General features: G+C 61.0%; 16 protein-coding genes and 1 pseudogene. 5 read left to right on the top strand and 12 right to left on the bottom strand.

What is annotated here, in order from left to right; all coding sequences use genetic code 11:
• Positions 1 to 9: 9 nt before the first annotated feature.
• Positions 10 to 447 carry a hypothetical protein gene (locus tag RG2_RS16725; protein ID WP_033233937.1) on the bottom strand — a complete coding sequence of 146 codons (438 nt, stop codon included), beginning with the start codon at positions 445 to 447 and terminating at the stop codon, positions 10 to 12.
• A gap of 305 nt (positions 448 to 752) precedes the next feature.
• On the opposite strand from RG2_RS16725, the gene RG2_RS16720 reads away from it, so the two are divergent.
• A complete protein-coding gene (locus tag RG2_RS16720) occupies positions 753 to 1043 on the top strand; it encodes a YiaA/YiaB family inner membrane protein (protein WP_033233936.1) in 291 nt (96 codons plus the stop codon).
• On the opposite strand, the pseudogene RG2_RS16715 reads toward RG2_RS16720, so the two are convergent.
• The 3 genes and pseudogenes from RG2_RS16715 to RG2_RS16705 form a co-directional block, all read right to left on the bottom strand.
• A pseudogene (locus RG2_RS16715) lies at positions 1027 to 1395 on the bottom strand (heavy metal translocating P-type ATPase); the annotation flags it as partial. The gene RG2_RS16720 and the pseudogene RG2_RS16715 overlap by 17 nt on opposite strands.
• A gap of 203 nt (positions 1396 to 1598) precedes the next feature.
• On the bottom strand, positions 1599 to 1700 hold the full coding sequence (locus RG2_RS32840) for a hypothetical protein (RefSeq protein ID WP_503826452.1): 102 nt from the start codon (positions 1698 to 1700) through the stop codon (positions 1599 to 1601).
• 59 nt (positions 1701 to 1759) lie between these two features.
• Complete coding sequence (locus RG2_RS16705) at positions 1760 to 2401, bottom strand: DUF305 domain-containing protein (protein WP_116102232.1); 642 nt, start codon at positions 2399 to 2401, stop codon at positions 1760 to 1762.
• 210 nt (positions 2402 to 2611) lie between these two features.
• Between RG2_RS16705 and RG2_RS16700 the strand changes: the two genes are divergently transcribed.
• Both RG2_RS16700 and RG2_RS16695 read left to right on the top strand, forming a co-directional pair.
• Positions 2612 to 3331: a response regulator transcription factor gene (locus RG2_RS16700; protein WP_033233934.1), complete on the top strand. Its 720-nt coding sequence runs from the start codon at positions 2612 to 2614 to the stop codon at positions 3329 to 3331.
• On the top strand, positions 3328 to 4416 hold the full coding sequence (locus tag RG2_RS16695) for a sensor histidine kinase (RefSeq protein ID WP_033233933.1): 1089 nt from the start codon (positions 3328 to 3330) through the stop codon (positions 4414 to 4416). Before RG2_RS16700 ends, RG2_RS16695 begins: the two co-directional genes overlap by 4 nt.
• Before the next feature lie 56 nt (positions 4417 to 4472).
• Here the strand turns inward: RG2_RS16695 and purQ are convergent, their stop codons facing one another.
• Complete coding sequence (gene purQ, locus RG2_RS16690; RefSeq protein ID WP_033233932.1) at positions 4473 to 5150, bottom strand: phosphoribosylformylglycinamidine synthase subunit PurQ; 678 nt, start codon at positions 5148 to 5150, stop codon at positions 4473 to 4475.
• Positions 5147 to 5386 (bottom strand): phosphoribosylformylglycinamidine synthase subunit PurS, encoded by a 240-nt coding sequence (purS, locus tag RG2_RS16685; protein WP_003945817.1) that lies wholly within the window; start codon positions 5384 to 5386, stop codon positions 5147 to 5149. The genes purQ and purS overlap by 4 nt, the downstream gene beginning before the upstream one ends.
• Positions 5387 to 5525: 139 nt before the next feature.
• On the opposite strand from purS, the gene RG2_RS16680 reads away from it, so the two are divergent.
• Entirely contained in the window at positions 5526 to 6173 is a 648-nt protein-coding gene (locus RG2_RS16680; protein WP_033233931.1) for an MBL fold metallo-hydrolase, read from the top strand.
• Positions 6174 to 6199: 26 nt separating this feature from the next.
• On the opposite strand, the gene RG2_RS16675 is transcribed toward RG2_RS16680, so the two are convergent.
• From RG2_RS16675 to RG2_RS32315, 4 genes are all read right to left on the bottom strand, one after another.
• On the bottom strand, positions 6200 to 7567 hold the full coding sequence (locus RG2_RS16675; RefSeq protein ID WP_033233930.1) for an Ig-like domain-containing protein: 1368 nt from the start codon (positions 7565 to 7567) through the stop codon (positions 6200 to 6202).
• Between the two features lie 229 nt (positions 7568 to 7796).
• The gene (locus RG2_RS16670) at positions 7797 to 8501 is read right to left on the bottom strand and encodes a DUF2334 domain-containing protein (RefSeq protein ID WP_033233929.1); all 705 of its coding nucleotides are present in this window, start codon (positions 8499 to 8501) and stop codon (positions 7797 to 7799) included.
• Positions 8502 to 8571: 70 nt separating this feature from the next.
• On the bottom strand, positions 8572 to 9069 hold the full coding sequence (locus RG2_RS16665; protein WP_033234327.1) for a glutathione peroxidase: 498 nt from the start codon (positions 9067 to 9069) through the stop codon (positions 8572 to 8574).
• Between the two features lie 10 nt (positions 9070 to 9079).
• Positions 9080 to 9211 (bottom strand): hypothetical protein, encoded by a 132-nt coding sequence (locus tag RG2_RS32315; RefSeq protein WP_255285226.1) that lies wholly within the window; start codon positions 9209 to 9211, stop codon positions 9080 to 9082.
• 141 nt (positions 9212 to 9352) lie between these two features.
• Between RG2_RS32315 and RG2_RS16660 the strand changes: the two genes are divergently transcribed.
• On the top strand, positions 9353 to 10225 hold the full coding sequence (locus tag RG2_RS16660) for a pentapeptide repeat-containing protein (protein ID WP_051730457.1): 873 nt from the start codon (positions 9353 to 9355) through the stop codon (positions 10223 to 10225).
• 191 nt (positions 10226 to 10416) lie between these two features.
• On the opposite strand, the gene RG2_RS16655 is transcribed toward RG2_RS16660, so the two are convergent.
• Both RG2_RS16655 and RG2_RS16650 read right to left on the bottom strand, forming a co-directional pair.
• Positions 10417 to 10956, bottom strand: coding sequence for a hypothetical protein (locus RG2_RS16655; protein WP_230590109.1), 540 nt, complete (start codon positions 10954 to 10956; stop codon positions 10417 to 10419).
• A 273-nt stretch (positions 10957 to 11229) separates the two neighbouring features.
• Positions 11230 to 12642, bottom strand: coding sequence for a cation:dicarboxylate symporter family transporter (locus RG2_RS16650; protein WP_033233928.1), 1413 nt, complete (start codon positions 12640 to 12642; stop codon positions 11230 to 11232).
• Between the last annotated feature and the right edge of the window lie 6 nt (positions 12643 to 12648).

The raw sequence follows: 12648 nt of genomic DNA, 5'->3' as shown, positions 1-12648 counted from the left end.
TGCTACTACCTAAACTGCAGTGTGGTTCTCGCTGCGTTCCGACTGCGCCAAGTGAGCACACGCCTGCACCAACAGTGCAAGTGACTCACTGGACAACCCCTCCGCGACACGCATGAATCGCAGCGCCCAGACGTCCGATACCTCGACCTCGTTGCTGCCACCCATCTCGCCCAACCATTCCAGGACGATCTTCCGGGGGTCTTGCCCCAGGAGTTCGCGACCATCGGTCAGCACTCCACCAGCCATCTCCCACTGAGCATCCGAGCAGGACAACACTGCCGCAAGGTGCCCACGAGTGAGTACCGTCCCCGATTCGGCCGCCGATTGGAACAGGACACCAAGGCGATCTGCTAAACCCCCGCCGCCGTATTGCCGATTGTCATTGTCGGACAACCCATTCGAGCTGCCGAGACTGATTGCCTGACGAGACATGGGAACGCCTTCCATGATGCTACCTCCACCGATTTCGCAATAACGGTCTTGCCACAACGGTCATCCATACGCCATCGGATGCCGTAGACATTCAGCCTGTCCACCAGGCTTACCGTTACAGGTTACCCAGATCTGTAAAGAAACGGCAAGTGTTTTGTTACATTCGCCCGAAAACTTCTTTTGTAGTGAACTATCTACATACAACAAAGTGCCGGTTGGTATGTATACAACTATGCCCGGTACCTGCCGGGTAAGTACCGTGAGAACTCGAGTAGGACTACGCATCCAGCCAAGGCGCTCGGACCTGCAGACTTATTGTCATGAGCACACCGACAACACCCTCGAAGAGCACCGCCGCATTTTTTGCACAGGCCGGAATAGCGTTTGCCGTGAGCTTCGTAGGCACCCTCGTGGGCATCGCCTACCTACCGATCGACGCCTGGCAGCGCGGATTCCTCGGCATGTCTCTACTGTTTCTGGTGACCAGCACATTCACCTTGGCAAAGGTGATTCGCGATCAGCAGGAAGCCTCCACCGTCCGGGTTCGTATGGATGAAGCCAGGCTCGACAAACTGATCGCGGAACACGATCCATTCAAAGCTGCGGCGTGAGGACTTTCGACTCCCCCGCGGGGACGGGTGGTTGCCGCAGATCCAACCGTCGAAGCAATTGAGCGTTGACCGCAACCACCACGGTCGATACCGACATCAGGATTGCCCCCACTTCCATGGGCAGCACGAACCCGGCAGGCGCCAGCACACCCGCAGCCAAGGGAACCGAAATTGCGTTGTAACCCGCTGCCCACCACAAGTTCTGAACCATTTTCCGGTAGGTTGCGTGCGACAACTCGATAACCGAGGCTACCGCTCGCGGATCATCGCTCGCCAGAACAACTCCCCCCGACGCGATCGCCACGTCAGTGCCGGCGCCACTGGCGATACCGACATCGGCCTGGGCCAACGCCCCATCACGACGTTGTCCCTCAATACATGCAGCACCGTCGAGCCTTCACCCAACCAGTGATCGCTACCTGAAATCACCTCAGCCACGGATTCCGACCCGCACCATCACCGTGCTGGTGATTGCGTGTCCGCACGCGCTGGGGCTGGCAATCCCGTTGGTAGGGTCGATTGCCACGGAACATGCTGCGCGAGCGGGGATTCTGATTACCGACCGCATGGCGCTCGAGAACATGCGCAGGCCACAGTGCCCGCAACCACCTGATCACCGATTGTGCGCCGCACCGTTTTCGACTCACCGGTGATCATGGACTCGTCCATGTCCTGAACGTATGCCCGAATCAACACCTCGACAATCGCGGGCACCGCTACAAGGCGGCCAGCATCGCTTGCATCTGCACAATCTCGGCCTGCTGAGCAGCGATGATCTCTTCTGCCAGCTTCTCGGCAGTTGGATCCAACCCGGAGTCGAGTTCGGTCTGCGACATGGTGATCGCGCCGGTGTGATGTTCGATCATCATGGTCAGCCACATCTTGTCGAACTCGACACCCTGGGCATCCATCATCGCGGCCATGTCGTCATCCGACATCATGCCCGGCATGTCTGCCATCCCTACCCCGTGACCGGAATGGTCCATGCCGCCTGTGGGGTTGGACGCCGGGTCGGGGCGCCCCCACTGTGTCAGCATTTCCGACATCTGCTGCATTTCCGGGTCCTGAGCAGCTTCGATCTGCGCTGCCAGCGCGATCAATTCAGCGTTATCCGTCCGCCCCTCAACCATTTTTGCCATGTCGAGCGCCTGGGCGTGGTGCGGGTACATCCCCTCCAAGAACTCGATGTCCGCTGCGTTGACTCCCTGCGGGACCGCAGTCTGGGAGGCGGATATCGATGTCTCCGCCGCAGTTGTGGGCGCCGAATCACCGCCGTCCGAACAACCGGCGATCACCAACGCACCTGCTGCCAAGACGGGAACAAACTTCACATAACCACTCTTGAGAGAGAACACCACGACAACACTCCTGAAAATCCGACTTCACACGAAACTTATTACTGTGCAACGGCTTCGGAAATTGAAACCTTCGAAGCGTGCGTCCACCACCCTACCGACGAGAGTGCGCCGAAGCCCGTGATAACCGATCGAAACGGAGTACCTTCATCGAATCTTCACAGTCCACCTGAAGGCGCCGATATCGCCTCGCTGCTGGGCTAACCTGACAACATGAACTCCGAATCCGGACACTCACGCGCCGAGGGAGCCGACCGCGTCCTGGTGGTCGAGGACGAACCGGCACTCGCCAAGGTGGTAGCCAATTACCTTGCACGCGAAGGTTTTCACGTTCGCATCGCGCATGACGGTCCGACCGCCGTCGCGGCTGCCCATGATTTCGAACCTTCGCTTGTCGTTCTGGATCTGATGCTTCCCGGATTCGACGGCATGGAAGTCTGCCGACGAATCCGCAGTTTCTCCGATGCCTACATTCTGATGTTGTCGGCCCGCGGCGACGAGTCCGACAAGGTCGCGGGACTCGCAGCCGGTGCGGACGACTACGTGGTCAAACCCTTCGGACCGCGCGAACTTGTCGCGCGCGTCAAAGCGCTTCTGCGTAGACCCCGGGCGTCGAGCCTGATGTCCGAACCGTTGCCGACGCCGGACGGCCTCGATATCGACCTCATCGCGCGGACCGTGCGCGTCGACGGAGCGCCCGTAGAACTCACCCCCACCGAGTTCGAACTTCTCACTGCCCTGGCGACCAGACCCGACGCCGCCCTGAGCCGAAGCGACATCATCACGGCAGTCTGGGGTTCCTCGTGGTTCGGCGATCAGCACATCGTCGACGTCCACATCCGCGCGCTCCGACGCAAACTCGGCGACGACGCAGCAGATCCCCGTTTCATCCGGACCGTGCGCGGTATGGGTTATGCATTGAGGTCGTCATGAACCGCCTCGGCCTGCGCGGCAGGTTGCTGGTCGCTCAGATTGTCGTTCTACTGGTGTGTTGCGTGACGATCGCTGCGGTCGCTGTCGCAATCGCGGCGCCTCTGTTCCACAATCACCTCGCGATGGCCGGGATCGAAGACGACAACGTCCGCCTGCACACCGAAGAAGCCTTCAGCCAAACAATATTCGTGGCACTGTTGAGCGGCATAGCGGTTGCACTCGTCGGCGCGAGTATCGCTGCGGTGTACGTCGTTCGGCGGATTACCGCACCTATCAGTCGACTCGCGGTCGCGGCGCAGAGCGTCGCCGAAGGCAAGTACGACGTCCACATCGAGCATTCGGATGTCGACTCGGATTTCACGCGCCTGGAAGGCGCATTCTCCGACATGGCCGAGCGACTTGATCATTCCGATCGCGTCCGTAAGCGCCTGTTGGCGGATCTGGCCCACGAATTACGCACTCCGGTATCAACTTTGGCAGCCTACGTGGACGGCCTCGAGGATGGTGTGCTCGAGGCCGATGGCACGTCATGGGCAGTGATGCGCGATCAACTGGAACGACTGCGACGGCTCGCTCATGATCTCTCCGATGTTTCGGCGGCCGACGAGCACGCCCTGGATCTCATTCTCGCAGCCGACGACCTCAGCGATATCGTCTGCAGCACAACAACTGCGGTCGCACCACGGTTCGAGGAACGCGCCGTGACGCTGTCCACGGCAACACCTGCGCACCCGGTGAGAGTTCGCGTCGATCGCCAGCGGATCGAACAAATTCTGTCCAACCTTCTCGAGAATGCATTGCGGCACACGCCAGGCGGGGGAAGCGTCGCCGTAGCCGTCACAGAATCGCCCGACCACATTTCGGTAGCTGTCAGCGACACCGGTGAGGGCATCCCGGAGGATCAACTAGAGTCTGTGTTCGACAGGTTTCATCGCGGCGAGAGTTCCGACGGTTCCGGATTGGGACTCACCATTGCGCGGAGTCTCGCACGCGCCCACGGCGGCTCGTTGACGGCTCAGCCGAATCCGCTCGGCGGCACCATCCTCGAACTTGCACTACCCGGGCAACTCGCATCAGACACATGAAAAACAGCGCCCGCCAACCAGGTGAACTGGTGGGCGGGCGCTGCCGAAAAGATGTATCAGGCGTTGACGATGGAATCCAATGCCGAGTAGAACAAACCGAGTCCGTCGTCACTGGGGCCGGTGAGAGCCTCGGTGGCGTGCTCGGGGTGCGGCATGAGTCCGACGACGCGACCGTTGGCGGAGGAAATACCCGCAATACGACGCTGTGAGCCGTTGGGGTTCTCTTCCGAGTAACGGAATACGACGCGGCCTTCGCCTTCGAGTTCGTCGAGAACATTCTCGGATGCCTGGAAGCGACCTTCACCCGACTTGAGGGGGATGAGGATCTGCGCGCCGGCCTCGTAACGTGAAGACCAGGCCGTGTTGGTGGCTTCGACGGTCAGCCACTCGTCGCGGCAGATGAAGTGCAGACCCTGGTTGCGGGTGAGGGCTCCAGGGAGCAAACCAGCTTCGCAGAGGATCTGGAAGCCGTTGCAGATGCCGAGGACGGGCATGCCGCCCTTGGCTGCTTCGACAACCTTGCCCATGGCCGGAGCGAACCGTGCGATCGCACCACAGCGAAGGTAATCGCCGTAGGAGAATCCACCGGGGACGATGACTGCGTCGACGCCCTTGAGGTCGGCGTCGCCGTGCCACAGTGCCACAGCTTCACCGCCGGCCAAGTTCACCGCGCGAGCTGCGTCGACGTCGTCGAGTGTGCCCGGGAAGGTGATGACTCCGATTCGTGCGCTCATGCCTCGACTCGCCTGACGGTCCAATCCTCGATCACCGTGTTGGCCAGTAGGCCTTCGGCGATCTTCTCGAGCTCGGCATCTTCGACGCTGCCGTCGATTTCCAACTCGAACCGCTTGCCCTGACGGACATCGGATACTCCTGCAAAGCCCAGGCGAGACAGTGCCCCGACAATGGCCTGTCCCTGGGGGTCGAGAATCTCGGCCTTGGGCATGACTTCGACGACGACACGGGCCACGTGCTGCTCCTCGGTACTAGTGCGCGAACCCAGAGTGAAACACCGGGTATCGACGAGTTTACCGGGCGCAGTCTGGAACCTTCGCATCGAGTGAGAGCTGGGGTGACGCCCACCACCTGTAAAAGGCATACTCGAAATCATGCGACTGACACATTTTGGCCATTCCTGTGTACTTGTCGAATTGAACGGTTCGAAAATCCTCTTCGATCCGGGCAATTTCTCGCACGGTTTCGAGGGCGTGACCGGCCTCGACGCCATTCTCGTAACGCATCAGCACCCGGATCACGCGGATCCAGAGCGTCTGCCCGCTCTCGTCGACGCGAATCCCGACGCGGCTTTGTACAGCGATCCGCAAACTGCGGCCAAGCTCGGTGGCCGGTGGAATGCCGTTCGGGCGGGTGAGCACTTCAGCATCGGTGAGGTTCAGGTGACCGGCGCAGGCGGCGAGCACGCGATCATTCATCCCGATCTGCCGATGATCGACAACACTGCTTTCCTACTCGGCGATGCCGTCAATCCGGCACAGTTCATGCACCCGGGTGACTCGTTGGTCGTGCCCGAGCAGTCCGTTGATGTTCTTGCTTTGCCTGCCGCTGCGCCGTGGTTGAAGATCTGGGAAGCCGTCGACTATCTCCGAGCGGTAGCTCCTCGTGTCGCGGTGCCTATTCATCAGGGCATACTCCGCGAGGAGGCATCGGGCATCTTCTACGGTCGTTACTCCGACATGGCCCCCGCCGGCACCGAGTTCCGGGTGCTCGACGAGGAGTCCGACGTCGAGATTGCGTAGCTGGAGTTTTCCGAGGCGAGTTTCTTCTATGCCTTCACCTTGACGATGATCCAGCCGGTGCTTGTCCCACCATTCGCGTCGGTAAGGGTGTAGAGAATCTTGTCGGTGCCCGTCTTCGTTCCGGCTTTGAACACCACCTTGCCGTTTTCGAGCTTCACGGTGCCACCGAGCAGTGACGTTGCCTCGACACCGGTCACGGAGATCGAATCTCCGTTGCTGTCATGATCATTCGCGACTGCGTCGATCGTGGCCGTAGCACCGGATCGAACTTCTGCGGTGTCGAGTGCTGCGTAGGGCGGCAACGCGGTCGCGGTGTACCGGCCCAGGTCATCGAGTCGAGCCGACGCGACCTCGGCGGCATCGACGATGGCAGCAAATTCTGTTCCGTCGAAGCGGGCCAGATCATTGCCGTTCATGATCGTGCGGCCCTCCGCGCTACCTCCGTGGTAGTCATCGGCGTAAAAATTGTGTCCCAGTTCGTGACGGAGTACCCGGGAGAAGTTACCGTCGCCTTCCGCGCCGACGTGCGCGTAGCTGTGATCGGTGAGGAACTTGGAGTAGTAGGCGTTTCCGCCACCGGACTTGCACACTACTGTCGCCTGATCGACGGTGGTGCCGACTTTGTCGGACCACTCGCTCTCGAGAGCATCAAAGTTTTCGCAGGAGGTCTTGTACGGATCACTGGCTGCATCGGCCCGCAGCACGACTTGACCGACGACCGGCCGAATTCCCACGTCCCTCATCCAGATCACTGCAGTTCGCGCGATGGATTCCTCGACGCGATCCAATGCAACTGCAGGACTGCCGTTGCCGTGAGCGGAGTACCACTCCCCGCTCAGATCCAATCCGATGTCGAACTGCTTCATGGTTTTTCCCACTGATGCAGCCGACGCGGGCGCGATAGCAGCGGTTGGCCATGTGGGGGCCGCGTCGATCGGCGCGGAGGTACGGCCCACTACCGACGAGCCGACAAAATCGATAGAGGCGCCTCGATCGAAGATCACCTGTCCACGAAGGGTTCCGGTGGAGTCGACGATGGCGGCAACAACTGCGTCTGGATGACCGTCGATGCTTCCGAGATACGAACGTGGTGCAGGCAACTCCGAATCAACAAGGGCGCCACCGGATTTCTGCACGGCCATACGAAAATCCTTGCCGCGCAGATCTACCTTGTCCAACCGCAACGTCAAGGACGAGCCCTGATCATCGACGGTTGCAACGAGGGCGCCCTGGCCCGATTCGCTCGATCCGCCATCCAGGCTGCCAGTGGACAGCGAACCCAGGTCGACCGGTGCCGCAGTTGCCACAGTGGGTACCAGTGCCGCGCAGGCGAGTGCGCCCACTGCCGCGACAATACGTCGATTAGTCGACTTCGAGAACACTCGTGCGCGCATGGTTGTATCCCAGCCCGATCTACTAGCGGTAAATTAACTGGAAGCACCGTAGCACCGAACCGAGGCGTCGACCACACCCCCGAAGATGATTGTCCACTTTGCCCGCAAATTGTTGAGAGTCCGAAAATACCATCGCTGATCACATAAAAGGTATTGAACGTACATTCCGGCGCGCGGCCGAGAACTCAACTGACCAATCCAGCTACTCAATAGTTGCCATGAAGGCAATCTACGCTGCGCCCAGTTCCGACGCCGATGAGTTCCACCGGTACACATTCGATGTCGCTTCATGGAAGAGCGCAAGGTCGATCGCGTCGAGCATCGCCCGACGCGGCCCTTCGTTCCCCAACTGCTTGGCCGAAATCGACAGTCGGACAAGGCCGCCGCGCTTTGCGCTGCGGCCGGCCCCGAGGATCAGGGCCCGGCACCACCACGGTTCGACTTTGAAACCCTCACCGATTCCGAGCACACGACCTCGCTGCGATGTTCCTCGCGCAAGGTCGTGCACGGCGCCGAGTCCGGCCATCGAGCGAAATCCGGCCTCCGGCAACACCGACATCGCTCCGGTGGAGGCCACCCAGCGGGGCGGAGCGAACACTCTGGTGCGCAATCCTGCCTGCTCCAACACTCGATCTGCTGCCAGCAGACGGAGTTTTGCCTCATGCCTGGACAGCGTCGCGAACTCCGCGCGTCGACGCTTGGTCGCCGCCTGATCGTAGCCGTGCAATACGACGGCATCCCCGTGCTCGCGGCGTTCACGCAACCAGGCAGCGGTGACGGCGTCGTCGGCGAGTCGGTATTTGTCTTTGAGCCTGGGTGCCACGAGGAGGGAAAGCCGCACTCCCCTTGCATCCATCTCGTCTGCGAATCCCGCAGCGAGATAACATGTCTCGTCTCTGATTCCGGACACTGACACGATCAGTTCAGCAGACATACCTCTGATGGTGGCAGCTCCGGGTGAACAACACACTGCCGCCGGATGATCATCCGGCGGCAGGTGGTGGTCAGTTGTGCGGCAGAACCGCTTCGATGGCGGCAATGACCTCGGGAGCGTCCGGCTCGGTGCGCGGACGGAAACGGTTGACGACGGTTCCGTCCGGCGCGATGAGGAACTTTTCGAAGTTCCACTGAATGTCGCCGGCTTCGCCGTCTGCATCGGGAGTCTTGGTGAGTTCTGCGTACAGCGGGTGACGGTTCTCGCCGTTGACCTCGATCTTCTCCATCATCGGGAACGTGACGCCGTAAGTGGTGGAGCAGAAGGATTCGATCTCTTCGGCGGTGCCCGGTTCTTGGCCCATGAACTGGTTGCATGGGATACCGATCACGGTCAGGCCACGATCTGCGTACTCACTCGCCAGCTTCTCGAGCGTCGCGTACTGCGGGGTGAGGCCGCACTTGGACGCGACGTTGACAACGAGCACTGCCCGGCCGCCGTATTCGCCCAGCGAAGTGGGTACGCCGCCGAGGGTGTTGATCACGATGTTCTGTACTGGAGTTGTCATGATGTCCAACTTAGCGACTATCTCGCCCACCGCTACGTCGATGCTCCGAGAATGCGATCGAGGTCGTCCAGAACGGTGAGCCACCGAGCGGTCCGACGCCGGTGATCCAGTACGACATGTCGACCAGGGCACTTCCGGCCACATAAGTCCATTGCCGAAGAGTGACCTAAAGGGGCCACCGCTTCGGGGTGTTTGATGCCCAAATGTCCGTTATGTTCGCGAAGTGGTTGCTTTCTGGTGCCATGCCGCACGGTGCGGGGACCAAATTGTGAAGGCCAAATAGATGACGACTCTTGATTCTCGCTCTGGGTGGACTCGCCTTGGTAGCGCCCGCCTCGCCGCCCTGGTCGGCGGGATCACGCTTGCCGCTTCCATGACGTTCGGTACCGCGGTCGGACCTGCGTCAGCAGAAACCGCCGCCGAATTCCTTGCCAGTCGGTGCGCAAATTACATCGCCAACCCCCAACCCTACGAGGCCGCCAGAAGCCATTGTGATGGGGCGGACCTGTCCGGCGTAGACCTGTCCGGCGTGGACCTGTCCTGGGCGTTCCTGACCGAAGCGAACCTCGCCGACACTGACCTCACCGGCACTGACCTGCACGGCGCCTACATGGCTGACGCGAACCTGGCCAACGCAACCCTGACCGGCGCGAACATGGACTCCGCGTACCTGGGTCAAGCGAACCTGACCGGCGCGAACCTGGCCAACGCGAACCTCACCGACGCTGACCTGACCAGCGCGAACCTCACCGAAGCTGACCTCACCGGCGCGAACCTCACCGAAGCGAACCTGACCCGCGCGAACCTAACCGGCGCGAACCTTACCGGCGCGAACCTGACCGACCTGAACCTGACCGGCTCAGCTCTAGTGCCTGCCGACATCACTGTGGACGTTATGGATGCCGGATGGTCGTACGACGGGGCCTACGTAACATGGGCCACTCCCAGTATGCCCACCGGAGTGGAATTCGGCGCCTGTGACTATCCCTCCGGGACAAAGTTTCCCACCGAGCTCACGGTCGTGAAATGCGACGTCGCCACTTCCTCCAGCGGCAGTTATGGCTACTTCACCGTCTACGTCATCCCCGGACCGAACTGGGGCGAACCACCCGTCACCGGATCCCTTGGCTCTCTGAACTCGTTCTTCGGCAGCTGACCTTCCCGACAGTGCACGCGTCATCAGTGCAGGCTACCCCTCAAAAACATTGTCCTCCAAACCCTTCCGTAGGGGTGGAGGACTACCGTTCGGGTTTCTCTCACCGATCAGTGTCCGAGAAAAGATCGGTTGACGGACACAGCGGCTTCGATGGGAACACAGTCGAGCAATCAACTCAGCCTCCCTCAGAGCTACCGGTCACTGTCCGGCCGGGCAGTACCCACTGTTCCAAGCAGTGCATCGGCGAGGGGGTCTGCCGTGCTGATGCCTGCGGCTACACCCCGAAGCAGAGCGTCGAAATCAGCGGCGACGATGGTGACCTCCTCGAACTCCGGCTCTCCCCCACGGACAACCTGACCGTCCGGTGCGAGCGCCAGGTACTCGTACCCATTGCGTGTCGACAGCAGGACCGGGAGGTGAGTGGACCAGAAGGCGTTGATCGCCGCGCGCTCAGCCGGCCCGGAAGCACCCGCCAGACTCTCATGCCGAAACGCATCCCAGGGAAAGGCCTCATCGCTGATGCCAACTCCGCCTGCATAGTTCTCCGCCGAGAGAAACCACACCTGGTCGTCGGAACTGGCAAGTATGGAGAACGAACTCGCCCACACGATGAGTTGATCACAAGCACCGACCAGCGGTTGCGGAACGGGGGCAGAGGCCGATCGAGTAGGTTCTTCGCGAACCCAACCTGCGATCGACAGCGCGGCGGTTGCGTCGAGGTGAAGGCACATGGCCCCACGGTAGGTCAGGCCGTCTCGCACCATTAGCGCCGGTCGGAAACGTTCGATTCTGGACGGCGGTCTGTGGGAATGAGCCGTGCTCCGCTCCGGCATCGCGATTTAAGCACCCACCGATGTCAGGAAGGCGAATCGACATGACGGAAAGCCTGCCACGAACGAGGAACGAGACCGCCGCACGGTGAGTGCGACGGTCTCGTTCGTCATTCTCCGACCAGGATCACTGATCTGAAGTACGGGTTCCGCTCCAACGGAGGGGTCAAACCTCTAGTGGTGGCTCACGAAGGACTGCTGGGTGCCAGTTGGCGCGGTTTCGAGTTTGTGCTGTTCGGCTTCGTCCTCGTCGTCCAGCATGGTCGCCTCGTTGAACGGAATCTTGCCGTCCAGAACATCGACGACGCGTTCCTTGTCGATGGTCTTCGTCCAGGAGCCGACGAGCAGGGTGGCAACTGCGTTGCCCGAGAAGTTGGTGAGAGCGCGAGCCTCGGACATGAAGCGGTCGATACCGACAATCAGGCCGACGCCGTCGAGTAGTTCGGGACGGTGACTTTGCAGGCCGCCTGCAAGGGTCGCGAGTCCGGCGCCACTGACTCCGGCTGCACCCTTCGACGCGATGATCATGAACACCAGCAGCGAGAGCTGCTCACCGAACGCGAGTGGCTGACCCATCGCGTCGGCGATGAAGATGGAGGCCATGGTCAGGTAGATCGCGGTGCCGTCGAGGTTGAAGGAGTAGCCGGTCGGGACGACGATGCCGACGGTGGAGCGTTCGACGCCCACGTGCTCCATCTTGGCGATCAAACGCGGGAGTGCCGACTCGGAGGACGACGTCGCGAAGATGAGCAGGTATTCGCGGGCCAAGTACTTGACCAGCTTGAAGATGTTGAATCCGGTAACGGCGCGCAGCAGGGTGCCGAGGACACCGAAGATGAAGATCAAGCAGGTCAGGTAGAAGCCGATCATCAGTGTTCCGAGCTGGACCACTGCGTTCAGTCCGGTCTGGCCGACCACGCCGGCGATGGCACCGAAGGCACCGATCGGGGCGAGCCACAGGATCATGGTCAGGATCTTGAAGACCAGCTTCTGCAGGTGACCGATGCCCTTGAGGATCGGTTCACCGGACTTGCCGAGCGACTGGATCGCGAAGCCGACGAGCAGGGCGACAAACAGTGTCTGCAGCACGCTGCCCGCGGTCAGGGACGACAGCAACGACGTCGGGATGATCGACGCGACGAAGTCCCACGTTCCACCGGCACTGTGCGCTGCCGTGGTGAGCTTCTCGACGGACGCCGGGTTCGGCTCGATGTTCAGGCCGCTGCCCGGGTTGAGGAGATTACCGACACCCAGGCCGATCGCCAGGGCAACAGTGGACATACCGATGAAGTAGGCGAGCGCCAATCCGCCGACCTTGCCCACCTTGGCTGCTGCGCGCACCGAGCCGATGCCGAGCACAATGGTGCAGAAAATGACCGGGCTGATCATCATCTTGATCAAGCTGACGAACAACGTGCCCAACACGGCGACCGACTTGCCGAATTCGGGCGCGAGCCAACCGACGAGAATGCCTCCGATGACGGCGACGATGACGCTCATGTAGAGCCAATGCGTCTTGTCGCGCTTTGCCGGAGTGCCCTTCGGCTGGGGTGAATCGTTTACTGTCCCTGTTGCCGTGACGCTCATGGGGAT

Origin of the sequence: Rhodococcus globerulus NBRC 14531, from assembly GCF_001894805.1 — a bacterium.
Lineage (GTDB): Bacteria > Actinomycetota > Actinomycetes > Mycobacteriales > Mycobacteriaceae > Rhodococcus_F > Rhodococcus_F globerula.
The sequence above is the reverse complement of the archived record's forward strand: the minus strand, read 5'-3'. Positions and strand labels throughout refer to the sequence as shown.

Bases quoted from the DNA above. Each gene is read 5' to 3' on its own strand.
- purQ (WP_033233932.1), bottom strand. From the start codon at position 5,150: ATGAGCGCACGAATCGGAGTCATCACCTTCCCGGGCACACTCGACGAC.
- RG2_RS16650 (WP_033233928.1), bottom strand. From the start codon at position 12,642: ATGAGCGTCACGGCAACAGGGACAGTAAACGATTCACCCCAGCCGAAG.
- RG2_RS16660 (WP_051730457.1), top strand. From the start codon at position 9,353: ATGACGACTCTTGATTCTCGCTCTGGGTGGACTCGCCTTGGTAGCGCC.
- RG2_RS16665 (WP_033234327.1), bottom strand. From the start codon at position 9,069: ATGACAACTCCAGTACAGAACATCGTGATCAACACCCTCGGCGGCGTA.
- RG2_RS16695 (WP_033233933.1), top strand. From the start codon at position 3,328: ATGAACCGCCTCGGCCTGCGCGGCAGGTTGCTGGTCGCTCAGATTGTC.
- RG2_RS16700 (WP_033233934.1), top strand. From the start codon at position 2,612: ATGAACTCCGAATCCGGACACTCACGCGCCGAGGGAGCCGACCGCGTC.
- RG2_RS32840 (WP_503826452.1), bottom strand. From the start codon at position 1,700: ATGATCACCGGTGAGTCGAAAACGGTGCGGCGCACAATCGGTGATCAG.
- RG2_RS16655 (WP_230590109.1), bottom strand. From the start codon at position 10,956: ATGTGCCTTCACCTCGACGCAACCGCCGCGCTGTCGATCGCAGGTTGG.
- RG2_RS16670 (WP_033233929.1), bottom strand. From the start codon at position 8,501: ATGTCTGCTGAACTGATCGTGTCAGTGTCCGGAATCAGAGACGAGACA.
- RG2_RS16720 (WP_033233936.1), top strand. From the start codon at position 753: ATGAGCACACCGACAACACCCTCGAAGAGCACCGCCGCATTTTTTGCA.
- RG2_RS16675 (WP_033233930.1), bottom strand. From the start codon at position 7,567: ATGCGCGCACGAGTGTTCTCGAAGTCGACTAATCGACGTATTGTCGCG.
- RG2_RS16680 (WP_033233931.1), top strand. From the start codon at position 5,526: ATGCGACTGACACATTTTGGCCATTCCTGTGTACTTGTCGAATTGAAC.
- RG2_RS16725 (WP_033233937.1), bottom strand. From the start codon at position 447: ATGGAAGGCGTTCCCATGTCTCGTCAGGCAATCAGTCTCGGCAGCTCG.